This is a genomic window from Kitasatospora sp. NPDC059722, assembly GCF_042733235.1.
In the GTDB taxonomy this organism is placed as follows: domain Bacteria; phylum Actinomycetota; class Actinomycetes; order Streptomycetales; family Streptomycetaceae; genus Kitasatospora.
Genome location: NZ_JBHWGD010000001.1, coordinates 119517 through 140309, shown reverse-complemented (window position 1 = coordinate 140309; position 20793 = coordinate 119517). Strand labels below are relative to the sequence as shown.

The 20793-nt window shown below is 72.6% G+C and carries 20 protein-coding genes; 10 read left to right on the top strand and 10 right to left on the bottom strand.

Annotated elements, in window-relative coordinates; translation table 11 throughout:
* Positions 1 to 66: 66 nt before the first annotated feature.
* The gene (locus tag ACFV4F_RS00605; RefSeq protein WP_380499887.1) at positions 67 to 1029 is read right to left on the bottom strand and encodes an ABC transporter substrate-binding protein; all 963 of its coding nucleotides are present in this window, start codon (positions 1027 to 1029) and stop codon (positions 67 to 69) included.
* Positions 1030 to 1100: 71 nt separating this feature from the next.
* The gene (locus ACFV4F_RS00600) at positions 1101 to 1985 is read right to left on the bottom strand and encodes a MerR family transcriptional regulator (protein WP_380499886.1); all 885 of its coding nucleotides are present in this window, start codon (positions 1983 to 1985) and stop codon (positions 1101 to 1103) included.
* 201 nt (positions 1986 to 2186) lie between these two features.
* Here ACFV4F_RS00600 and ACFV4F_RS00595 point away from each other — a divergent pair, with 201 nt between their 5' ends.
* From ACFV4F_RS00595 to ACFV4F_RS00585, 3 genes are read left to right on the top strand one after another with little or no spacing between them, the layout of a single operon-like run.
* Positions 2187 to 3881 carry a flavin-containing monooxygenase gene (locus tag ACFV4F_RS00595; protein ID WP_380499885.1) on the top strand — a complete coding sequence of 565 codons (1695 nt, stop codon included), beginning with the start codon at positions 2187 to 2189 and terminating at the stop codon, positions 3879 to 3881.
* Positions 3878 to 4882: an alpha/beta fold hydrolase gene (locus ACFV4F_RS00590; protein ID WP_380499884.1), complete on the top strand. Its 1005-nt coding sequence runs from the start codon at positions 3878 to 3880 to the stop codon at positions 4880 to 4882. The genes ACFV4F_RS00595 and ACFV4F_RS00590 overlap by 4 nt, the downstream gene beginning before the upstream one ends.
* Complete coding sequence (locus ACFV4F_RS00585) at positions 4879 to 5790, top strand: SDR family oxidoreductase (protein ID WP_380437203.1); 912 nt, start codon at positions 4879 to 4881, stop codon at positions 5788 to 5790. The genes ACFV4F_RS00590 and ACFV4F_RS00585 overlap by 4 nt, the downstream gene beginning before the upstream one ends.
* Before the next feature lie 113 nt (positions 5791 to 5903).
* Here ACFV4F_RS00585 and ACFV4F_RS00580 read toward each other — a convergent pair whose 3' ends face one another.
* Complete coding sequence (locus tag ACFV4F_RS00580) at positions 5904 to 7253, bottom strand: PLP-dependent aminotransferase family protein (RefSeq protein WP_380499882.1); 1350 nt, start codon at positions 7251 to 7253, stop codon at positions 5904 to 5906.
* Between the two features lie 103 nt (positions 7254 to 7356).
* Here ACFV4F_RS00580 and ACFV4F_RS00575 point away from each other — a divergent pair, with 103 nt between their 5' ends.
* The gene (locus ACFV4F_RS00575; RefSeq protein WP_380499881.1) at positions 7357 to 8019 is read left to right on the top strand and encodes a LysE family translocator; all 663 of its coding nucleotides are present in this window, start codon (positions 7357 to 7359) and stop codon (positions 8017 to 8019) included.
* 87 nt (positions 8020 to 8106) lie between these two features.
* On the opposite strand, the gene ACFV4F_RS00570 is transcribed toward ACFV4F_RS00575, so the two are convergent.
* The 4 genes from ACFV4F_RS00570 to ACFV4F_RS00555 all read right to left on the bottom strand — a co-directional run bounded on the left by ACFV4F_RS00570 (position 8107) and on the right by ACFV4F_RS00555 (position 11402).
* Positions 8107 to 9171 (bottom strand): serine hydrolase domain-containing protein, encoded by a 1065-nt coding sequence (locus tag ACFV4F_RS00570; protein ID WP_380499879.1) that lies wholly within the window; start codon positions 9169 to 9171, stop codon positions 8107 to 8109.
* Positions 9168 to 10103 (bottom strand): DUF6895 family protein, encoded by a 936-nt coding sequence (locus ACFV4F_RS00565; RefSeq protein ID WP_380499878.1) that lies wholly within the window; start codon positions 10101 to 10103, stop codon positions 9168 to 9170. The genes ACFV4F_RS00570 and ACFV4F_RS00565 overlap by 4 nt, the downstream gene beginning before the upstream one ends.
* A complete protein-coding gene (locus tag ACFV4F_RS00560) occupies positions 10100 to 11008 on the bottom strand; it encodes a hypothetical protein (RefSeq protein ID WP_380499877.1) in 909 nt (302 codons plus the stop codon). The genes ACFV4F_RS00565 and ACFV4F_RS00560 overlap by 4 nt, the downstream gene beginning before the upstream one ends.
* A gap of 184 nt (positions 11009 to 11192) precedes the next feature.
* Entirely contained in the window at positions 11193 to 11402 is a 210-nt protein-coding gene (locus tag ACFV4F_RS00555) for a hypothetical protein (RefSeq protein WP_380437191.1), read from the bottom strand.
* A 155-nt stretch (positions 11403 to 11557) separates the two neighbouring features.
* Here ACFV4F_RS00555 and ACFV4F_RS00550 point away from each other — a divergent pair, with 155 nt between their 5' ends.
* Together ACFV4F_RS00550 and ACFV4F_RS00545 are read left to right on the top strand one after the other, a co-directional pair.
* On the top strand, positions 11558 to 12331 hold the full coding sequence (locus ACFV4F_RS00550; protein WP_380437189.1) for an SDR family NAD(P)-dependent oxidoreductase: 774 nt from the start codon (positions 11558 to 11560) through the stop codon (positions 12329 to 12331).
* Between the two features lie 267 nt (positions 12332 to 12598).
* Positions 12599 to 14437 (top strand): ABC transporter ATP-binding protein, encoded by a 1839-nt coding sequence (locus ACFV4F_RS00545; protein WP_380499875.1) that lies wholly within the window; start codon positions 12599 to 12601, stop codon positions 14435 to 14437.
* Positions 14438 to 14536: 99 nt separating this feature from the next.
* On the opposite strand, the gene ACFV4F_RS00540 is transcribed toward ACFV4F_RS00545, so the two are convergent.
* Positions 14537 to 15205, bottom strand: coding sequence for a lysophospholipid acyltransferase family protein (locus ACFV4F_RS00540; RefSeq protein ID WP_359957613.1), 669 nt, complete (start codon positions 15203 to 15205; stop codon positions 14537 to 14539).
* A gap of 188 nt (positions 15206 to 15393) precedes the next feature.
* Between ACFV4F_RS00540 and ACFV4F_RS00535 the strand changes: the two genes are divergently transcribed.
* On the top strand, positions 15394 to 15606 hold the full coding sequence (locus tag ACFV4F_RS00535) for an EF-hand domain-containing protein (protein WP_359957616.1): 213 nt from the start codon (positions 15394 to 15396) through the stop codon (positions 15604 to 15606).
* Between the two features lie 131 nt (positions 15607 to 15737).
* Here ACFV4F_RS00535 and ACFV4F_RS00530 read toward each other — a convergent pair whose 3' ends face one another.
* Complete coding sequence (locus ACFV4F_RS00530) at positions 15738 to 17936, bottom strand: CDP-glycerol glycerophosphotransferase family protein (RefSeq protein WP_380499873.1); 2199 nt, start codon at positions 17934 to 17936, stop codon at positions 15738 to 15740.
* 905 nt (positions 17937 to 18841) lie between these two features.
* Here ACFV4F_RS00530 and ACFV4F_RS00525 point away from each other — a divergent pair.
* Together ACFV4F_RS00525 and ACFV4F_RS00520 are read left to right on the top strand one after the other, a co-directional pair.
* A complete protein-coding gene (locus ACFV4F_RS00525; RefSeq protein ID WP_359957622.1) occupies positions 18842 to 19108 on the top strand; it encodes a hypothetical protein in 267 nt (88 codons plus the stop codon).
* A 225-nt stretch (positions 19109 to 19333) separates the two neighbouring features.
* Entirely contained in the window at positions 19334 to 19783 is a 450-nt protein-coding gene (locus ACFV4F_RS00520; protein ID WP_380437183.1) for a YjbQ family protein, read from the top strand.
* Positions 19784 to 19790: 7 nt separating this feature from the next.
* Here the strand turns inward: ACFV4F_RS00520 and ACFV4F_RS00515 are convergent, their stop codons facing one another.
* Positions 19791 to 20336: a DUF1990 family protein gene (locus tag ACFV4F_RS00515; protein ID WP_380437181.1), complete on the bottom strand. Its 546-nt coding sequence runs from the start codon at positions 20334 to 20336 to the stop codon at positions 19791 to 19793.
* A gap of 226 nt (positions 20337 to 20562) precedes the next feature.
* Here ACFV4F_RS00515 and ACFV4F_RS00510 point away from each other — a divergent pair, with 226 nt between their 5' ends.
* Complete coding sequence (locus ACFV4F_RS00510; protein ID WP_380499871.1) at positions 20563 to 20781, top strand: hypothetical protein; 219 nt, start codon at positions 20563 to 20565, stop codon at positions 20779 to 20781.
* The last annotated feature ends 12 nt before the right edge of the window (positions 20782 to 20793 follow it).

Genomic DNA, 20793 nt, shown 5'->3' with positions numbered 1-20793 from the left:
CTGTTATCTGTTACCTGTCATCTGTTCGCCGTCGGCGGTTGGCTGTCGCCCGTCACCTGTCGCCCATCAGCCGCCCACGAGGTCCTTCCGCATCTGGTCGAGGATCAGCCCGGCTCCCGTGTACCCGATGCCGAGCATCCACAGCCCGTCGTCCACCTGGAACACCCGGCCGTTGCGGACGGCGTCGAGGTTCCTCCACAGCGCACCGCCCAGGATCTTCGGCTGGTCGGACTTCGCGGCGTCCCCGTACACCGAATAGAAGATGACGTCGGCCGCGGCCTGGTCGACCTGCTCGGGGCTGATCTCCAGCGAGAACCCGGGCTTGTCCTGGTTGGCGGGCCGGCCGACCCCGAGGTCCTTGAACAGCGATCCGACGAAGGTGTCGTTCAGGTAGAGCCTGGTCGGCGCGCCCGCGAGGAAGCGCGCCATCTCGACCCTGGTGGCCGCGGCCTTGGCCGGTCCGCCGAGCGCGGTGATCAGATCCCGCACCTTCGCCTGGTACGCGGCCTCGGCCGTCGCCCCCTCCGCTTGCCGCCCCAGTGCCTCGGCGTGCAGCCGGACGTTCTCCTTCCAGGTCGGTCCGGTGGTCTTGGACAGCACCGTGGGCGCGATCTTGGCCAGCTGGTCGTACCGCTTGTCGTCGCGCACCTGGTTGCTCAGGATGAGGTCCGGTCGCAGCGCGGCGATCGCCTCCAGGTTGGGCTGGCCGATGGCGCCGACGGCCTTCGTGTCCGCGAGCCGGTCGCCCGGGAGGTAGTCGGGGAAACCCGCGCCGTCGCTGACGGTGGTCGCGCCGACCGGGATGATCCCGAGAGTGACGGCCGAGTCGAGCGCGTCCGTGTCCAGCACGACCACACGGGAGGCCCGGGCCGGCACGGTGCTCTCGCCGCGCGCGTGCCGTACCGTCCGCGTGCCGGCCGAACTCGCCGCCCGTGACGGACTGTTGGCTCCGCAGGCGGCGAGCACGAGGCCCGGGGCGAGTCCGGCGGCGAGACCGAGGGCGGCGCGGCGGCTCAGGTGTCCGGGCATGGGCGGCTTCCTCCGGCGACGGTCCAACGGGCGGGCAGGGCGCGGGAATTCCTGCCCGTCACGCGTGCGCGCTACGCGTCGGAGCCGCTGCCGTCCTCGCTCCCGTCCTTGCCGCAGCTCTCACTCCCGCTCTCACTCCCGCTCTCACTCCCGCTCTCGCTCCCGTCCTCGCTCCCGTCCGAGCCCTCCGCGCCGTTCTCCCTTCGGTGGCGCAGCAGTTCGTCGTACTCGGCGTGCACGCGGCGGTCCATCGCGAGCGCGAACTGGGCGTCCGCGACCGTCCGGGCCAGCGGGCGGACCCGCAGGATGCGCTCGGTGAGGCGGGCGGCCTCGCCGGGGGGCAGCGGGGAGTCGGCGGACAGCGCGCCGAGGATGTGGTCGGTGACGACGTTGATGAAGATCTCGGCGATCGCGTCGACGTGCGCCTGGGTACGCCGGCTGGCGTCCAGGACGGCCGACAGCGGTACGCCCTCCGCGACCAGCGCCGTCGTGGCGTCCATCAGGCGGCGGCTGATGTGGGTGATGCCGTCGTCGGTGACAGTGATGTAGCCCTGGGCGAGGGATTCGGCCGTGTTCTCCTCGGTGAGCTGGTCGCCGAAGCCGTCCTTGAGCTCGTCCCAGGTCAGGCGCACCGGCGTCTCGTCCGACCAGGGCGCGATGATGGCCGCTTCCAGGCCGATCAGTTCCGCGACGTCCCGCCCGCTCTCGCCGGCGCCGATGAGTTCGGTGATGCCGCCGAGGGTGTGTCCGCGTTCGAGCAACTCGCCGATCATGCGCAGGCGGGCCAGGTGCTCCTCTCCGTACCAGGCGATGCGGCCCTCTTTGCGCGGCGGTTGGAGCAGTTTGCGCTCGCGGTAGAAGCGCAGCGTGCGGGTGGTGATGCCGGCCGCTTCGGCCAGTTCCTCCACCCGGTACTCGCGTTTTCTGTCGTCCGCAGCAGCTCTGGCCTTGTCCACGGCGATCAGCATAGGACGGTCCGCCGCGGTCGCCGCCGGAATCGGGGCGGTCGGCCGTCTTCCCAGCGCTGTCGGCAAGGGCTACTCTGCCAACCATGCCAGTGATTGCTGGCATGGTTATCGGGATTCCGGGCAGAACGTCCGGGAGAGTTCCTCTTGGCGGAGAGCACGCGACCGCCCCCACCCTCAGGAGGACGCCGCATGGCATCCAGCACCAAGCGCCCCCGGCCCGGCGCGTCCGCCGCCCCCGAGGCGTCCGAAGCCGCCGAAGGCGCCGGCGCTGTCGAAGCGGCCGAGGCCGTCGAGCTCGTCGAGGCCGTCGCGTTCGCCGGCGACGTCGAGGTCGTCGAGGTCGTCGACGAAGAGGCGGCCGAGGCCGTCCCGCACGTCCGGGTGGCGGTCGTCGGTGCCGGCTTCGGCGGCCTCGGTGCCGCCGTCCGGCTGCGCCGGGCCGGGATCACGGACTTCGTCGTCCTGGAGCGCGCCGACTCGGTCGGCGGCACGTGGCGCGACAACAGCTACCCCGGGTGCGCCTGCGACGTCCCCTCGCACCTCTACTCCTTCTCCTTCGCGCCCAACCCCGAGTGGCCGCGCAGCTTCTCCGGCCAGCCCGACATTCGCGCCTACCTGGAGAAGGTCGCCACGGTCTTCCGACTCCGCCCCCACCTGCGCTTCAACGCCGAGGTGCTGGAGGCCCGTTGGGAGGGCGAGCACACGCGCTGGCGGATCACCACCACGGCCGGCACGTGGACCGCCGACGCCATCGTCTCGGCCTCCGGCCCGCTCGCGGACCCGCAGATCCCCGACCTGCCCGGCCTGAGCGCATTCACCGGCAAGGTGTTCCACTCCTCCCGCTGGGACCACGACTTCGACCTGACCGGAAAGCGCGTCGCGATGGTCGGCACCGGAGCCTCCGCCGCCCAGATCATCCCGTCGATCCAGCCGAAGGTCGGCAAGCTGACGGTCTTTCAGCGAACGCCCGCCTGGGTCCTGCCCCGTCGTGACCGCGAGATCACCCAGCTGGAGAAGTGGCTGCACGGCCGGTTCCCGGTGACCGGCAAGGTCCGCAGGGGGACGCTCTTCGCGCTCCGCGAGCTCCAGGTCGATGCCTTCGTCCGCCGGCCCGGCCTGCTGCGCGCCGTCCAGCGGCTCGCCGAACACCACATCGCCCAGGGCGTCCCCGACGCCGGGCTGCGCGCCAAGCTCACGCCGGACTACCGGATCGGCTGCAAGCGCATCCTGCTCAGCAACACGTACTACCCGGCGCTCGCCGCCGCCAACACCGAGGTCGTCGCCTCCGGCCTGCGCGAAGTGCGCGGCTCCACACTGGTCGCGGCCGACGGAAGCGAGCACGAAGTGGACGCCATCGTCTTCGGCACCGGCTTCCACGTCACCGACATGCCCATCGGGGCAAGGGTGTTCGGCGCGAACGGCACCAGCCTGGCCGAGGAGTGGAAGGACGGCATGGAGGCGCTGCGCGGCTCGACCGTCCGCGGCTTCCCGAACCTGTTCTTCGTGATCGGCCCCAACACCGGCCTCGGCAACAGCTCGATGATCCTCATGATCGAGTCCCAGCTGAACTACGTCGTCGACGCGCTCACCACGCTCGGCTCGATCGGTGCCGCCGCCATGCAGCCGACCGCCCGCGCCCAGCGCCAGTGGAACCTCGAACTCCAGCACCGGATGGACCGCACCGTCTGGTCCACCGGCGGCTGCCACAGCTGGTACCAGGACCAGAACGGCAAGAACACCGTGCTGTGGCCCGGTTCCACCACCGCGTTCCGCCGCGCCACCCGCAAGGTCGACCTCGGCGAGTACGAGCTCATCATGCGCGCGACGCCGGCCACCGCGTCCGACTCGGCGCAGGCCATGACCGCCCAGGGAGTGTCAGCATGAGTCCGCAGCTTTCCCCCGATTGCGTACCGCCCACGCCTGTCGAGGAGTTGGCCGTCCGCTCCGCCGACGGGCTGCGCCTGCACGTCGAGATCCACGGCCAGCCCGGGGCGCCGACCATCGTGCTCGCCCACGGCTGGACCTGCTCGACCGCCTTCTGGGCGCCGGTGATCCGCCAACTCTCCGACCGCTACCGGCTCGTGGCCTACGACCAGCGCGGTCACGGGCACAGCGAGATCCCGCCGAGCGCGGCCCGCTACTCCACCCGGGCACTCGCCGATGACCTCGCCGCCGTCCTCGCCCGGACGGTCCCGGCCGGGGAGCGGGCCGTCCTCGCCGGCCACAGCATGGGCGGGATGACCATCATGGCGGCCGGCGGACGGCCCGAGGTCGCCGAACGCACCGCCGCCGCCGTCCTCGTCTCCACCGGTCCCGGGCGGCTGCTCGACGAACTCGCCGTCCTGCCCGAGTCGTTCCGCCCGGCCGGGCTTCGCCGCTTCCTGCACGGCCGACTGCTCCACTCCCGGATGCCGCTCGGTCCGGTGTCGGCGGTCAGTCGCGCAGCGCTCAAGTTCGCGACGATGGGGCCGGATTCGGCGCCGGGCCGGGTCGAGGCGACGGCCCGGATCGTGCACGCCTGCCCGACCACCGTCCGCGCGCGCTGGGCGGGTGTCCTCGGACGGCTGGACGTCTTCGCCGGACTCGGCCGCCTCGCCGCGCCGACGTCGGTCATCGCCGGCACCGCGGACCGGCTGACACCACCGGTCCACGCTCACCGCATGGTCGCCGAACTGCGCGACCCGCAGGGGCTGTTGCTGCTTCCCGGGGTCGGTCACATGTCGCCGCTGGAACGGCCGGTCGAGGTCGCGGCGGAGATCCACCGAATGGCCGTGGCCCATCTGACTGCGGACAGCGGTCCTGCCGCCGATTCCGCCCCCGGTTCCGTCTCCGGTTCCGATTCCGATTCCGATGATTTCGACTCCGAGAGGAGCGTCGTCGCATGAACGCCATACCGCCGTTGTCCGCCCAGGTCGTCGTCGTCACGGGGGCCGCCCGTGGTGTCGGTGCGTCGTTGGCGCGCAAGCTCGCGCGCTGTGGGGCGAAGGTCGCGCTGCTCGGGTTGGAGCCGGCCGAACTCAAGGACGTCGCCGCCCAGTGCGGTCCGACCGCGACCACGTGGGAGGTCGACGTCACCGACCTCGACGCTCTCGATGACGCCGCCCGGCGGATCAAGGAGCATTACGGCCGGATCGACACCGTCGTCGCCAACGCCGGGATCGCCATCGGGGGGCCGTTGGTGGACAGCGACCACCGGGCGTTCAGCCGGGTGATCGAGGTCAACCTGCTGGGCAGTGTGGCCACCGCGCGGGCGTTCCTCCCCGCCCTCATCGAGAGCCGCGGCTACCTGCTCCAGATCGCCTCGCTCGCCGCCCTGACGCCGTCGCCGCTGATGAGCGCGTACTGCGCGAGCAAGTCCGGGGTGGAGGCGTTCGCCCACTCGATCCGCGGCGAGGTCGCCTACCAAGGGGTCAAGGTCGGTGTGGGGTACCTGAGTTGGACCGACACGGACATGGTGCGCGGCGCCGACGAGGACGTCGTTCTCAAGCAGATGCGCAGCCGCCTGCCGTGGCCGGCCAACAAGACCTACCCGCTGGAGCCAGCCGTGGACCGGATCGTGGCCGGCATCGCCCGGCGCTCCGCGCACGTCTACGCCCAGGCCTGGCTGCGCGGCATGCAGCCGGTCCGGTGGCTGCTGCCGAGCCTCATCGCGGTGGTGGGCTCCCGAGACGTGGCCAAGCTGGCCCCGCAACTGGCCGCGACCGCCGCCTCGCGCCTGCGCGCGGTCGGCGCGGGCGGAGCGGCTGACACGGTGGCGCGCAGTTCTGACAGTGGTGCGCGGGCGGACGGTTGACGGTCGGCTCGTGGTGAGGGGTAGTGGCGAGCGACGGGTAACAGATGACAGCTGACAGATAACAGATTTCGAAATCTGTTATCTGTCAGCTGTTCGTCGTCGCCCGTCGGCCCTCACTCCAGCAGTTCCTCCGGCGTGCTCCGGGCGATCCTGGCGAGGGTCTCCAGGGCATGTGTCAGGACCGGGACCGGCGGCGACGCGAGGCCGACCCGGACGGCGGACGGAGACACCCTGGGGTCCACGGCGAAGGCTGCGGCCGGGGTGATCGCGATGCTCTCGCGCGCCGCGGCGGCCACGAACGTTTCCGCCCGCCACGCCGCCGGCAGTTCCCACCACACGTAGTAGGAGCACGGGTCTGCGCGCAGGTGCTGTCCTGCCAGCACTTCCCGTGCGAGTAGCTGCCGCGCCGTCGCATCCGAGCGCTTTGCCGCTTCGACCGCCGCGACGGCGCCGTCCCCGACCCAGCGGACGACCGCCTCCAGCGCGAACCCGCTGGGCGTCCATCCGCCGGACCGCAGCGCGGCGGCCATCCGGTCGCGGAATGCACTGGGGACGACGGCGAACCCGGTGGTCAGGCCCGGGGCCAGGCGCTTGGAGACGCTGTCCACCAGGATCGTTCGCTCGGGCAGCAGGGCTGCGAGGGGCACGAGGTCGGGTCGCAGGAAGGACCAGATGGCGTCCTCGATGACGGGCAGGTCGAGACGGCGCAGCTCGTCGGCGAGGGTTGCCCGGCGCTCGGGTGGGAGGCTTCCGCCGAGCGGGTTCTGCAGTCGGGGCTGGAGGTAGACGGCGCTGAGCGGCGCGGCCCGGTGCGCGGCGGTGACGGCGCCGGTCCGGAGGCCGTGCTCGTCGACGGCCAGTGGTACGAGAGTGATCCCCAGCCGCTGCGCGACGGCCTTGACCACGGGGTACGTCAACGCCTCGACCCCGAGCCGCCCTCCGGGCGGTACGAGCGCGGAGAGCGCGCCGGCGACCGCCTGCCGGCCGTTGCCCGCGAACAGCACGTCCTCGGGCGATGCCTGCCACGAGGGCGAGCCGTGCGGCCCGGACGCCAGCTGGGCGAACGCGTGGCGGGCGGCGGCCGTCCCGATTGCCCCCACCGGGCGCAGCGCGGCGTCGAGTGCGTCCGCCCGAAGCATCGGTGCGAGGGCGGCGCCGAGCAGCGCCTGCTCGGGCACGACGGGGTAGTTGAGCTCCAGGTCGATGGGTGCCCCGGCCGGTTCGGCGAGCGGGATGTGGGGGCCGGGTGCCCGCTGGTCGGCGCGGACGAAGGTGCCGCGGCCGACCTCGCCGGTGGTGAGTCCCCGGAGGGCCAGTTCCCGGTAGACGCGCCCGGCGGTCGAGGCGGCGATGCCGCGGCGGCGGGCGAAGGCGCGTTGGGTGGGGAGCTGTTGCCCGGGGCGAAGCCGTCCGTCGGTGATGGCGTTGGCGATCTCGTCGGCGATGAGCCGGTAGTCGTCCATCGACGGGCCCTCCGTGTCGGTCGTGCTCGGCGGGATTGCGCTGATTGCACCGAGCGCAAAGTTATCATTGCATCGAGCTCGGAGTGCGGCCTAGCCTCCTCGCATGGACCTGCTGATCCCCGCCGCCGCCCCGCACGCCCTGCTCGGAATCGCCGCCGTGGCGCTGGGCATGGTGCTCACCCCCGGGCCCAACATGATCTACCTGGTCTCGCGCTCGATCGCCCAGGGCCGCCGGGCCGGGCTGGTGTCGCTGGTCGGGGTCGCGGCCGGATTCCTGGTCTACCTCGGGGCCGTGACGGTGGGCGTCGCCGCGGTGTTCACGGTGGTGCCGGCGCTCTATACGACGATCAAATTCGCCGGGGCCGGGTACCTGCTGTGGCTCGCGTGGAAGGCCGTCAGGCCGGGTGGCGCGCCGGTCTTCGCGCCGCAGCAACTGCCGCACGACTCGCCGCGCAAGCTGTTCGGGATGGGCTTCCTGACCTGCCTGCTCAATCCCAAGATCGCCATCATGTACCTGTCCCTGCTGCCCCAGTTCGTCGACCCGGCGCGTGGTCACGTCGCGGCCCAGAGTCTGGTGCTCGGCCTCACCCAGGTCGTCGTGGCGGTCACCGTCAACGGACTGATAGCGGCGAGTGCGGGCAGCATCGCGTCCTTCCTCAACCGTCGCCCGGCTTGGCTCCGCATTCAGCGCTACGCGATGGGCACGGTCCTCGGCGGACTCGCCCTGCACATCGCGGCGGACCGGGCGAAGGCGGTTGCGGTCTGAGCGGGTGGGGAGCGGCGGATGGCAGCCGACGGAGGACAGATGACAGCTGACAGATAACAGATTTCGAAATCTGTTATCTGTCAGCTGTCATCTGTTCCCCGCCACCTCCGTCAGCACCCCGTACCCGACCCGCAGGAACCGCCCGTCCATCGTCGGCCCGGTGTTGGCGAGAGCGGCGACGGCGCTCTCCGTCTGTGGTGAGAAGCCCACGAACGCGGTGAACCCGCGCGTGGCGCCGGAGTGGAAGAACAGGTCCCGGTCGCCCGACCGTCGGTGGTTCCACACCAGGCACACCTCGTCGCCGGACCCTGGCAGTCGCAGCCGGGGGAGCTGCACCTCCCGAAGCGCCGCGCCCAGCTCGCCACCCGGCTCGCCGTCCCCCTCGTCGCCCGACTCGCCCGGCCACGTGCCGACATGCGCCTGCAGGAAGCGCAGCAGGTCCGCGCCGCTCGCCCGGACCGCGCCCGCGCCCGGAAGGCCGGGCATTCGCCACGGCGGCAGTGCCCGGCCGCGCCGGTGCCCGATGGCGCGGTCCGGGGTGTCCGGCGCGCAGGCCAGCGTCCGCAGTCCCAGGGGCCGGCCGATCCGTTCGGCGAGGAGTTCGGCGTACGGCGCACCACCCGTCTCGGCGAGGAGGCGGCCGAGCAGTGCGACCCCGTAGTTGGAGTACCCGTACCGGCTGCCGGGCTTGGTGCGGACGGTGGTTCGGGCTACCGCATTCCTCAACTCCACCTCCCCGTAAGCCCCGTACGGATTGCTGTACCAGGCCCGGACGGCGCTCGCCAGTAGGCCGGGCGGCAGGCGGCGGAGGCCCGCGGTGTGCGTGGCCAGGTGGAGGAGTCGGATCGGCCCGCCCGAGCGGACGGTCAACGGCCGCCAGGAGCACGGGAGGTGGAGTTCCAGCGGATCGTTCAGCGTGAGTTCGCCGCTCGCGGCCAGCGCCGCGAGCAGCAGCGCGGTGAACGTCTTCGTGACGGAACCGAGTTCGAAGACGGTGTCGGGCGTGCAGTCCGGCGCGCTCGGGGCGCGTCCGAGCCGCCCGTGGCACCGCACCTCCGCCGAACTCCCCCGCGTCATGGCCAGAGTGACGGCCGTCGCCGACGGTCCGGCCGCCTCGACCAGGGCGGACAGACTCCTGTCCGCCCCACTCACGTCGCCACCGGCGTGCCGCCGAGCGCGCGGGACAGGGTGATGGTGGCGGCCACCACCCCCACTACCGCCGTGTGTTGGTGGTCCCGGAAGGCCTGTTCCGGGTCCGCGTCGACCGGTTCGGAGTCGCGTGGCAGCAGCCCGTCCGCGTGCTGCGCGGTGGCCAGCGCGTCCCAGCCCTGCCGCCCGGTGACCGGTTCGCCGACGCACGCGTCGACGGCGAGCAGTTCGGCGGCGAGGTCCCACTGTCCGATCTCCAGCCAGACGTCGAGCCAGACGGGCAGCCAGTCGCGCACGTAGGCGCGCACCGGTTCCGGCAGGCCGTCCGGGCGGGCGCCCCAGTCGGTGAGGTGGAAGACGGTGTGGGTGATCCGGTAGGCGGTCATCCAGTCGACGGCCCACGGCTCCGGTGTCGCACCGAGCCAGGTGGCGGCGGCGAGTGCCGCCCAGTCCGGTCGGTCGGCGAGCCCGACGATCCGGCGGGCGTTGGCGACGGCCAGCTTCCGGTTGGGTTCGGCCTCGACGGCGTGGACCGCGCGCAACCGGCCGAGCGAGTCCAGGAGTTCCTCCATCGCGGCGTGCCGGTAGCCGGCGCGGGCGAAGTGGGCGTACGTCTCCAGCGGGTCGGTCATCGCGAGGTGGCGCAGCTGTCGTTCGTACAGGAGGTCGCCCGCGCGCACCTGGTCCCAGGCGAAGTCGAGGAGGCCGCGCGCGGTGCGGGTGTCGCCGGGGCCGGTCACGCCGTCGCGCAGGACGAGGGAGGCGGCGAGGGCGAGTTCGCCGAGCGGCTTGTAGGCGTCGTTGGGGTCGGCGAGGTCGACGACGGTGTTGTCGGGGAGCCGGCCGAACCCGTTCCGGCGGCCGGCGTCCAGCCAGTCCAGCGCGTGCGAGCCGAGGCGTTGCGCGGTGGCCAGCACGCGCGTGTCGGCCGTCATCGTGCCGCCCTCGCCCGGACCGGTTCCGGCGGACCGTTCAACAGGCGGTCGGCGATGGCGAGTTCGAGCAACGTGCGGGCGCTTCCGTCGCCGGTCAGGCGGATCCGTTCCAGCACGGGCCCGACCTCCAGCCGTAGCGGACGGCCGTCGGCCCGCGCCCAGGCGAGCCAGCGGGCGAGCCGGGCGGCGGTGCGAAGGTCCCGGCGGAGCATCGAGCGGGCGGTGCCGCGCGCGAGGTCGAGGGTGTGGGTGCGGGCGAGTTCGTGCACGGGGCCGTCGAGACCGGGCAGGGCGAGCACGGACAGCTGCGCCATGCGGACGGACCACGCCTGCCAGTCGCGCGGGCCCGGGGGCGAGCCCGGTCGGGGGCCCGGCCGCGGCACGGCGGCGGGAGGCGGGGCGGCCTCGCCGCCGTACGGTGTGCGCGCGAGCAGTGCGGAGGCCGCCCAGTCCTGCCAGGCGATCACGAGGTTCGCATCGTCGGCGGGCGGAGGTGGGCCGGTCGGGGAACCGTCCCACGAGTCGGCGGCGGGCGGCGGGAAGACCCGTCGGGCTTCGGCCAGTAGCCGGGCTGCGGCGTCGTCCAGCGGCACGAGGGTCGACTCCTTCAGCGGATTCGACGGATTCGACGGATTCGACGGATCTAACGGATTCAGTGGATCCAACGGTGAACGAGCGTTGAAGAGTTGAGGAGCGAGCAGGTCCGGGCCGAGTATGCGCGCCGCCGCGAGCACAGCCCCGGGTACGGAGCCCTCCGGGTCGGTCAGCAAGGAGGCCAGCAGCCCGTCCGGCTCCGTGAGCGAGGCCGTTCCCCCGGCGCCCCGGAGGGCGTCGAGGGTCCGGCGGGCCATCCGCTCGACGGCCGCGGCGTACTCGTCGCGCAGTGGTGTCTCGGCGAACGGCATGGTGCGCTGGTCCTCCTTCCGGAGTCCGGGAGGGTTCACGAGGGAACCTCGACGGCTCACGAGAGGTCTCGGGGATGGCGGCGGGTCGCAGGTGTCGTGGCCGCGGCCGTCGCCGTGGCCGCAGACCGGGCGGCCAGCAGGCCACCGACTACGGACTACCAGCCACCGGCCACCGGCTGCCGGGCTACCGGCTCGGCCGCTCCTCGGGCCGCTTCGGGCTCGGCTCCTTGGGCGACAGCAGGAGCAGCAGCGCGACCGCGGCGTCGGGGCGGTACGTGGGCGCGTCGGTCACGACGGCCTCGTCCTCCACCATCAGGCTCGCGAGTGTGACGGCCTCGACCGGCGTCGCGCTGGGTGACACCGGGCCCGCTTCGGTCCGGAACTGAGTAAGCATCAGGCATGCCTCCTCACGCGGATGTCATCACCCGGTTGGGCGATGCCCCTGTCCGACCTTACGAGCCGGGCCGGGGCCGTGCATCCGCAGTCCGCTGAGCAGGGATGTTGCCCTGGGTGTGGGCCCGGTCGCGGCGAGTCGGTACGGTCGGGGGCATGACCACAGCCTTGATCACCGGCGCGACCGCCGGCATCGGAGCCGCGTTCGCCCGCCGGCTCGCCCGCGGCGGCTACCGGCTCGTCCTGGTGGCGCGCGACACCGAGCGCCTGGAGCGCACCGCCGCCGACCTGCAGGGGAAGTACGGCGTCGAGACGGAGGTGCTGACCGCCGACCTCGCGACCGACGAGGGCATCGGCGCCGTCGAGGCGCGGCTGGCCGACGCCGCCCGCCCGGTGGACCTGCTCGTCAACAACGCGGGCTTCGGCAACCGCGGGGCCTTCCTGACCGTCCCGCTCCAGGACGAGCTGGACATGCTGAAGGTGCACGTCGAGGCGGTCCTCCGGCTGACGACGGCGGCGCTGCCCGGGATGCGCGACCGCGGCCGCGGAGCGATCATCAACGTCGCCTCCGTGGCGGCGTTCCTGCCGCGCGGCACGTACGGGGCGAGCAAGGCGTGGGTGGTGAGCTTCACCCAGGGGGTGCTGCGCGACCTCGGCGGCAGCGGGGTCCGGATGATGGCGCTGTGCCCGGGCTTCACGCGGACCGAGTTCCACGAGCGGGCCGGCATGGGCACCGGCAACATCCCGTCCTGGTCCTGGCTCTCGGCCGAGCGGGTCGTGGAGGAGGCGCTGCGCGACCTCGGGCGCGGCCGGTCGGTGTCGGTGCCGGGCAAGCGGTACAAGGCCGCGGTGGCGCTGGCCCGGGTACTGCCGTCCGGGAAGCTGGGCGGGCTCTCCAACAAGGCGGCGCGCACCTACCGGACGGACTGACCGCGCGGGACGGACCGAACGCGCCAGGCGGGTGGAACGGGCGCGGCGGGCGGGTGGGACGGGTGGACGGGGCGGACGGACCGACCGGTCGGCCGCGCCAGGCGGGTGGACGGGCGGCCCCCGTTCACCCGCGGCACACGGCGTGATCGGGCGGGCGGCCACGCGCGCCGCGGGAATAGGGTGACCCTCACTATTAGCTAGTCTAACTATGAGCTACTCTCGCTATGCTGGCGGCCGCCCGGCTGCCCGACCCCCGGAGGTCCGCCCTTGAGGCCCGACAGAATCGACTGGACCCCGTCCCCGCGCGACGAGGGCGAACCACGCCCGCCCGCGCAGTGGCGGCGCATCCTCGCCCTCTTCCGCCCCTACGCGGGCCGCCTCGCCACCGTCGGACTGCTGGTCGGCGCCTCCGCCGTCGTCTCGGTCGTCTCGCCGTTCCTGCTGCGCGCCGTCCTGGACACCGCGATCCCGCACGGCCGTACCGGCCTGCTGAGCGTGCTCGTGCTCGGCATGATCGCCGCCGCCGTCGTGAACAGCGTGTTCAACGTCCTCCAGACGCTGATCTCCACCACCGTCGGCCAGCGCGTCATGCACGACCTGCGCACCGCCGTCTACGGCCACCTCCAGCGCCAGTCCCTAGCGTTCTTCACCCGCACCCGCACCGGCGAGGTGCAGTCCCGGATCGCGAACGACATCGGCGGCATGCAGTCCACGGTGACGTCCACCGCCACCAGCCTGGTCTCCAACTTCACCGCCGTCGTCGCCTCCGTCGTCGCGATGGTCGCGCTCGACTGGCGGCTGACGGTCGTCTCGCTGCTCCTGCTCCCGCTGTTCGTCTGGATCAGCCGCCGGGTCGGCAACGAGCGCAAGAAGATCACCACCGAGCGGCAGAAGCAGCTGGCCGCGATGAGCTCGGCGGTCCAGGAGTCGCTCTCGGTGAGCGGCATCCTGCTCGGGCGCACGATGGGCCGCTCCGGCTCCCTCGCCCGGGAGTTCACCGAGCAGTCCGACCGCCTCGCCGACCTGGAGGTGCGGGCCAGCATGGCCGGGCGCTGGCGGATGAACACCATCCAGATCGTGATGGCCGCGATGCCCGCCGTCATCTACTGGGCGGCCGGGCTGACCGCCGCCGGCGGCGCGCCGATCGTCTCGGTCGGCACCCTGGTCGCCTTCACCACGCTCCAGCAGGGCCTGTTCCGCCCGACCGTCGGCCTGCTCTCCACCGGCGTCGACGTCCAGACCTCGCTCGCGCTGTTCCAGCGCATCTTCGAGTACCTCGACCTCCCGGTCGAGATCGCCGAACGGCCGCGGCCCGTGACCCTGGACCGGATCCGCGGCGAGGTCCGCTTCGAGGGCGTCGACTTCCGCTACGACGGCGGGCAGGAGCGCCCCACGCTCGCCGGGGTCGACCTCACCGTCCCGGCCGGGAGCTCGCTCGCCGTGGTCGGCGAGACCGGCTCCGGCAAGACCACCCTCAGCTACCTCGTCCCCCGGCTGTACGACGTGACCGGAGGCCGCGTCACCATCGACGGCGAGGACGTGCGCGACCTCTCCTTCGACACCCTCGCCCGCGCCGTCGGCGTCGTCTCCCAGGAGACGTACCTCTTCCACGCCTCCGTCGCCGAGAACCTGCGCTTCGCCAAACCGGACGCCACCGACGGCGAACTCGTCGAGGCCGCCCGCGCCGCCCAGGTCCACGACACCATCGCCGGCCTGCCCGAGGGCTACGACACCCTGGTCGGCGAACGCGGCTACCGCTTCTCCGGCGGCGAGAAGCAGCGCCTCGCCCTCGCCCGCACGATCCTGCGCAACCCGCCCGTCCTGATCCTCGACGAAGCCACCAGCGCGCTCGACAACCGCACCGAGCGCGCCGTCCAGGAGGCCGTCGACACCCTCTCCGCGGGCCGCACCACGATCACCATCGCCCACCGGCTCTCCACCGTGCGCGGAGCCGACCAGATCGCCGTCCTCGACCACGGCGCGGTCGTCGAACTCGGCACCCACGACGAACTGGTGGCGCTGGACGGCCGGTACGCGGCCCTGCTGCGCCGCGAGGCACCCCAGGTGCCCGACGCCCCGGAGCCGGCGGTCCTGGGGCACGTCTGACGAGCCGGCCCGAGGCCGGGGGTACGTGTGACGGGCCGGTCCGGAGCCTGGGGTACGTCTGACGAGCCAAAGTGAGGCGAGGGGACCCGACGACCGCGGCTACGCCGCCTTCGGCGCCTCGTTGTAGCCCTCCGCGACCTCCTGGCCGGACAGCCGCTGGATCGCCGCCATCACCTCGTCGGTGACCTGGCGGCGGGCCCTGGCCGAGCGCGCCTGCCCGTGCAGCTCGTCGAAGTGCAGCGGCTCACCGAAGCGGACGGTCACCTTCTTGAGGCGCGGCACCCGCTTGCCCACCGGCAGGATCTGCTCCGGCCCCTCCAGCGCCACCGGCACGACCGGTACGCCCGCCGTCAGCGCGAGCCACGCGACGCCCGTCTTGCCGCGGTAGAGGCGGCCGTCGAGCGAGCGGGTGCCCTCGGGGTAGATGCCGAAGGCCTTGCCGTCCTCCAGGATCTCCAGCGCGGACTCCAGGGAGGCCTGGGCGGAGCGGTAGGTGCCGCGCTCGACCGGCACGGCGCCGATCGCCTCGAAGAAGCCCTTGGAGAGGCGGCCCTTGAACCCCGGGGCGGTGAAGTACTCGGCCTTGGCGAGGAAGTGGACCCGGCGCGGGGCGGTCAGCGGGATCACCACGCTGTCGATGAACGACAGGTGGTTGCTGGCGAGGATGACCCCGCCCTTGCGCGGCACGTTCTCGACACCTTCGATGACCGGCCGCCAGATGCCGCGCGAGACGGGTTTCAGCACCAGCCTGGTGACGAGATCGAGCATGGTCCCTCCCTGGACGAACGAGCGCCCGGGAGGAGCCCGGGCCGGTATCGGTTCCGCAGACTACGCCACCGGCCCCGCCGCCCGTCCACTCCCTCAGTGCGTGGCCCGCGCCACGGACGGTGCACCGGGGCCGGGTAGGGTACGCCCGTCCGAACACCGCACAACCCGCAGTTCCCAGGAGGGCAACCATGCAGAGCACCGAGGAGATCAAGGCGCTCTTCGACCGTTTCGACAAGAACGGCGATGGCAAGATCACTCCGGCCGAGTACGCGCTGGTCGCGAACGAGATGGGCGACCACGACGTGACGCTGTCGATGGCCGAGGCGCTCATCCACGCCATGGACACCCACCACCAGGGCTACCTGACCTTCGACGAGTTCCTGGCCGCCCGCCGGGGCTGAGCCCGCCGTGACGGGGCCGGTCGCCGTACCGGCGGCACCGGCCCCGATCGCCTGACGAATGACAGCTGACAGATAACAGATTTCGAAATCTGTTATCTGTCAGCTGTCATTCGTTTGCCGGTCGTTCTCCGTCAGCCCGCGACCGGGAACACCCGGCGCACCACCCGCTCCGCCGCCCCGCCGTCGTCCCACGGGCAGAACTTCGCCCGGAACCGCGCCCGCGCCGCCGGATCCGCGTCGCCCGCGAGCAGCGCCGCCGCCAGCCCGTCCGCGTCCACCGTGACCGCGCCCGGCGGCTCCGCGAACAGGTCGAAGTACACCCCGCGCACCCGCCGGTAGTCGTCCCAGTCCGGCGCGAACACGACGATCGGCCGGTCCAGCACGGCGTAGTCGAACATCATCGACGAGTAGTCCGTCACGAGCACGTCCGCCGCGAGGTAGAGGTCCTCCACGGACGGGTGCGCCGAGACGTCCACGATCTCCGCCGCGTCCTCGCCCGCGACCAGGTCCCCCGGGCCGGTGGTGTGGAAGTAGTGCGTGCGCACCAGCAGCGTGTACGAGGGGCCGAGCCGCCGGGCCAGGTCCTTCACGTCCAGCAGTGGCACGTAGCCGCCCTGGCCCTCGCGGTGCGTCGGCGCGTACAGCACCGCCGTGCGGCCCGGACGCAGGCCGATCCGCTCGCGCATCGCGCGCACCTCGTCCGGGGTGGCGTTGGCCAGGCGGTCGTTGCGCGGGTAGCCGGTGTCGAGCATCTCGTAGCGGCCGGGGAAGGCGCGGGCGAAGTGCTCGCTGGTGTGCGGGTTGGAGGAGACGAGGAAGTCCCAGCGGTCGACGGCCTCCTGGAGCCGGTCGAAGTCCATGCCGTCGGCGGCCTCGGGACGGTCCCGCAGGTCCATGCCCATTGCCTTCAGCGGGGTGCCGTGCTGGGTCTGGACGTGCACCGTGCCCGGTCGCTTGGCCATCGTGTGCGGGAAGTTGACGTTGTTGACGAAGTACCGGGCGGTCGCCATCACCTTGAGGTAGGCGGGGGTGTTGACGATCACGTACGGCACCCCGGCCGGCATGGCCGCGGCCTGCGTGCGGTTCTCCACGACCCACACGCCCCGGATCTCCGGGACGAGTTCCTTCGCCTTCTCGTAGATCGCGGCCGGGCTGCACGCGTAACCCCGGTGCCAGTACGCCGCGTAGACCGCGAGGGTGTCGTCCAGCGGCAGCCGGCGGAACGCGTTGTACGCGGTGAACCGGGCACCGCTGCGCACCCCCTTGCGCACCGCCGGCGCCACCGCCCGCGCGCCGCGCTTGAGTTCGCGCGGCAGCCGCCCGGTGCGGCGCAGCTCCGCGTAGGCGATCCGCGCGCCGCGTGCCGCCAGCCGGTACTGCACGCCGCGCACGCCTCCGGGGAACTGGTAGTCGTCCGGCCGGTGGTGGGCGAAGTGCCGGGAGATGCTGTGGAAGAAGTCCTTGCGCCACTCGACCGGCACGAGTCCGGGGGTGTCGTAGACGTTGAGCGCCTGGCGGACGGTCCGGTCGAAGACCAGCGTGCGCAGCGACTCCGGGACGGGCCGGCCGGGGCGGTCCGGGCGGTCCAGGAACGCGAAGATCGCGTCGTACTGGGCGAACACGTCGGCGTGCTTGGGGGAGGCGGTCGCGGTGATCGCGCCGTCCCGGTTGCGGCGGTAGACGTAGCAGGGGCGGTCGACGTAGCGCAGCCGCTCGGCGGCGAGCAGCGCGGGGTAGGTGACCGAGATGTCCTCGTAGTAGCCGCGCCCGAACGCGACGCCGAGGCCCTCCAGGTACGCGCGGCGGAAGACCTTGTTCCACACCGACATCACCGTCTGGAACAGCGCCGGGTGCTCGGCGAGCGTGCAGCCCTCGACGAGCGGGGAGCCGAGCAGCACGTGGCGCCAGGGGTTGGGTTCGGTCGCGCCGTCCGGGTAGACGTGGGTGAAGTCGGTGACCAGCACGTCGGCGGGGACGGCCTGGCGGCCCTCGTGGCGCAGCTCGTCCAGGACCACGCTGACGGTCCGCTCCGGCAGCCAGTCGTCGCTGTCGACGAACCAGACGTACTCGCCGCGCACGAGCGGCAGGGCGGCCGCACGGGCGCCGCCGAGGCCCTGGTTCTCGGTGAGGTGCAGGACCCGCAGGCGCGGATCGCGGGCGGCGTACTCGTCCAGGATCGCGCCGCAGCCGTCGGGGGAGAGGTCGTCGACCGCGATCACCTCGAAGCGCGACTCCGCGGCGGGGGTGTCGCCGAGGATCGAGTCGAGGCAGCGCGGCAGGAACCGCTCCACGCCGTGGACCGGGAGCACGATGCTGAGGAGGAGTGACACGCTGGCCGAGTCTACCGACCGCCCGGACGTGACCTCTGAGCTGGGCTTCAGCCGGGGCGAGGGGGCTCCGGAGCGGGGTCGCCGAGAAGGGCTGCGCAGCGGTCGGGGGTGATCCGGGGCTCGCGGCGGACGGTGGTCCTCGTGTCCGGTCCTCGTGTCCGGTCCTGCGCCCGGCCCTGAACCCGGAGCCGCCGGTGCCGGGCCCTGGTGGGGGCGGCACCGGCAGCCTGGTGGCGGCCCGGCCGACCCTCTACGGCCGGCCGCCGGTCCGGGCACCCGTCCGAGCCTGGCCGCCGCAGCGTCGAGGCGGCCGGGCAGTGGCTCGGGGGAGCCGGAGTCCTTCATCATTCGAACACGCAGTTGGGCAACGTGCGAGCCCTGCGCGTAGAAAGAGATATTGCTTGGAGGTTACGCCGGAGTCAATCCCTCGAATGTGTTCACTTCATGAATGATCCAATTCGGTGATCGCTCCGGTGGAGTGATACCCATGGTGCTGGTGGTCCGTCCTCCGGGGCGACCCCTGTCCGGCTCCTGTCCAGCCCCTGCCCAGCCCCTGTCCTGTTCCCCGCCCCGTGCTTCGCCGACCCGTGTGCCGACCCCTCCGTCCTCCCGCGCGCGACCCCTATATACCGGCCGCGCCACCGGGCACTCCCGATGATCCCGTGCGCCGGGCGCGTGCCTCGTGACCGGGCGCCGGGTCCGTACCTCCGAAAACCGCTGACGGAGGGCCGGTCGTGCACCCATCATTGATGCCTAGTCGTGACCGGTCCGGGTGGCCCCTGGTGCATCGTCAGTTGACGCCGCACGATACGGTGGCACAACACCAAGGACGGTTGCGCGAAGGCCGTCCGTCACGGATAGTCTTCGCCTCACGGCCCTGGCGCCTCGTAGGGGTGGGAAAACTGATGGAACACATGCAAGTGCGGACTCGGCCCCGTGTGCCGGCGATCCAGTGCGGTGTCGGCGCGACCGGCCGCCGGATCGAACGACACCTGGCCGTGCTCGGCGCGCCCGCCGTCCCGGCGGTGGACACTGCCGAGGCGCTCGGGCTGATAAGGGAGCTGACGCCGCGCGGCGCCGGCGCCCCGGCGTCGCCGCGCCGCCACGTACGGGTGTCGCTGCTGGCGCCCCTGCGCCGGCTGCGGCGGAGCCTGTTCGGCGGTCGCGGCTAGGACCCGAGGCCTCACGGCCTCCGGCCCGACCCGCACCCCGGCACCCGGCCCGGCGGACCACGAGGACCGTCGGGTCTTCGTCGTACCCGGACGGGTCCGGGTCGGCGGGTCGAGTGCCGCCGGGCGGAGAGCTCCTTGGCCGAGTGGTGCTCGTCCCACTCGAGTGGTGCTCGTTCCAGTGGCGCTTGCGCGAACCGGCGGTCGGCTTCCGGCAGGATGGCGCTCATGGCGGACAACATCCACTCCCACCCCACCAGCCCCTTCCAGACCACCACCTTCGAGATCACCACCGGCAGCCGCGAGGTCGCGCTCGACATCACCGACCGCTGCGCCGCGTTCCTCACCGAGCGGGCCGCCGGCCGTGACGGCCTGCTCAACGTCTTCGTCCCGCACGCCACCGCCGGCATCGCCGTCCTCGAGACCGGTTCCGGCAGCGACGACGACCTCCTCGCCACCCTGCGCGACCTGCTCCCCGCCGACGACCGCTGGCGCCACCGCCACGGCAGCGCGGGCCACGGGCGCGACCACGTCGTGCCCGGACTGGTCGCCCCGCACGCGACCCTGCCCGTGATCGGCGGTCAACTCGCGCTCGGCGTCTGGCAGTCCGTCGTCCTGGTCGACACGAACGGGGACAACCCGCGCCGGACCGTCCGGCTGTCCTTCCTGGGCGGCTGAGCGGACGTCAGACGCGGGACGCGACGGCGGCGAGGTAACGCTCGATGGCCAGGTACTGGCACAGCGCCGCGACCGGACGGCCCAGGCGGGCGTACCAGGCGGCCAGCCGGGAGAAGGCGGCCACCTCGAACCACACCTCGCCGTCGGCGTCCATCGACACCAGGAACGACTCCTCGCCGCACTCGGGGTGGCCGGGCAGCGTGCCGTAGGCGAAGCCGATCCGGTCCGGCTCGTCCACCGTCCACACGACGCGGCAGGGGATCACGAGGCGCGGCCACCGGCTGCCGGGCAGGGCGATCCGCAGCAGGACCGTGGCCCCTTCGGCGGCGGGCGCGTGCGGGTGGACGGCGAAACCGGTGCCCAGCTGGCTGCCCCAGCCGAGGACGTACCGGCCGGCCCGCTCCAGCACGTCGGGGCCGTGGCCCAGGTGCACGCGGCGCCGCAGGTGCGCGTACCCGTGGGGGAGCGGCCCGCCCCGGGTGGCTCCGACCTCGGGATACGTCGGTGCGGCGGCGCGGGCGGCGGTGAGGCGCTGGTGGAGATCTCGGCCCATGGGGGCCACCGTAACCGGGGGGCCCGGGGCGGATGGCGGCGGGGTTGGGGCCGGGCGGGGCGCGGGTTGGCGCTCGGTAGGCAGGGGGCGGCGAACAGGTAACAGATGACAGATGACAGATGTTGAAATCTGTCATCTGTCATCTGTTATCTGTCCGCTGTCGTCTGTCGTCCGTCAGCCGCCCCCCGCCTTGCCGCACACTGGGCGCGAGGAGTAGGAAGGCGGCATGAGCGATACGGAGACGAACGAGGACACGGCCGTCTGCGTGCCGGCTCCTGCCGAAGGTGCCGAGGCCGCCCTGGTGCACGACCCGGCGCTGACCGGTCCGCGCGCCGACTGCATCCTGTGCGGCGAGCCGACCGAGCTGCCCGCCGACCACCCGGGCACCACGCTCTGCCCGGTCTGCGCCTGGCAGCAGGCTCAGCGGATCGCCTGCTCGGGCTGAGGAGGCCCCTTC

What these genes read in the sequence shown, in the direction of transcription:
- ACFV4F_RS00605 (WP_380499887.1), bottom strand. Translation starts at nt 1,029, where the DNA reads ATGCCCGGACACCTGAGCCGCCGCGCCGCCCTCGGTCTCGCCGCCGGA.
- ACFV4F_RS00595 (WP_380499885.1), top strand. Translation starts at nt 2,187, where the DNA reads ATGGCATCCAGCACCAAGCGCCCCCGGCCCGGCGCGTCCGCCGCCCCC.
- ACFV4F_RS00590 (WP_380499884.1), top strand. Translation starts at nt 3,878, where the DNA reads ATGAGTCCGCAGCTTTCCCCCGATTGCGTACCGCCCACGCCTGTCGAG.
- ACFV4F_RS00585 (WP_380437203.1), top strand. Translation starts at nt 4,879, where the DNA reads ATGAACGCCATACCGCCGTTGTCCGCCCAGGTCGTCGTCGTCACGGGG.
- ACFV4F_RS00580 (WP_380499882.1), bottom strand. Translation starts at nt 7,253, where the DNA reads ATGGACGACTACCGGCTCATCGCCGACGAGATCGCCAACGCCATCACC.
- ACFV4F_RS00575 (WP_380499881.1), top strand. Translation starts at nt 7,357, where the DNA reads ATGGACCTGCTGATCCCCGCCGCCGCCCCGCACGCCCTGCTCGGAATC.
- ACFV4F_RS00565 (WP_380499878.1), bottom strand. Translation starts at nt 10,103, where the DNA reads ATGACGGCCGACACGCGCGTGCTGGCCACCGCGCAACGCCTCGGCTCG.
- ACFV4F_RS00560 (WP_380499877.1), bottom strand. Translation starts at nt 11,008, where the DNA reads ATGCCGTTCGCCGAGACACCACTGCGCGACGAGTACGCCGCGGCCGTC.
- ACFV4F_RS00555 (WP_380437191.1), bottom strand. Translation starts at nt 11,402, where the DNA reads ATGCTTACTCAGTTCCGGACCGAAGCGGGCCCGGTGTCACCCAGCGCG.
- ACFV4F_RS00550 (WP_380437189.1), top strand. Translation starts at nt 11,558, where the DNA reads ATGACCACAGCCTTGATCACCGGCGCGACCGCCGGCATCGGAGCCGCG.
- ACFV4F_RS00540 (WP_359957613.1), bottom strand. Translation starts at nt 15,205, where the DNA reads ATGCTCGATCTCGTCACCAGGCTGGTGCTGAAACCCGTCTCGCGCGGC.
- ACFV4F_RS00535 (WP_359957616.1), top strand. Translation starts at nt 15,394, where the DNA reads ATGCAGAGCACCGAGGAGATCAAGGCGCTCTTCGACCGTTTCGACAAG.
- ACFV4F_RS00525 (WP_359957622.1), top strand. Translation starts at nt 18,842, where the DNA reads ATGGAACACATGCAAGTGCGGACTCGGCCCCGTGTGCCGGCGATCCAG.
- ACFV4F_RS00520 (WP_380437183.1), top strand. Translation starts at nt 19,334, where the DNA reads ATGGCGGACAACATCCACTCCCACCCCACCAGCCCCTTCCAGACCACC.
- ACFV4F_RS00515 (WP_380437181.1), bottom strand. Translation starts at nt 20,336, where the DNA reads ATGGGCCGAGATCTCCACCAGCGCCTCACCGCCGCCCGCGCCGCCGCA.
- ACFV4F_RS00510 (WP_380499871.1), top strand. Translation starts at nt 20,563, where the DNA reads ATGAGCGATACGGAGACGAACGAGGACACGGCCGTCTGCGTGCCGGCT.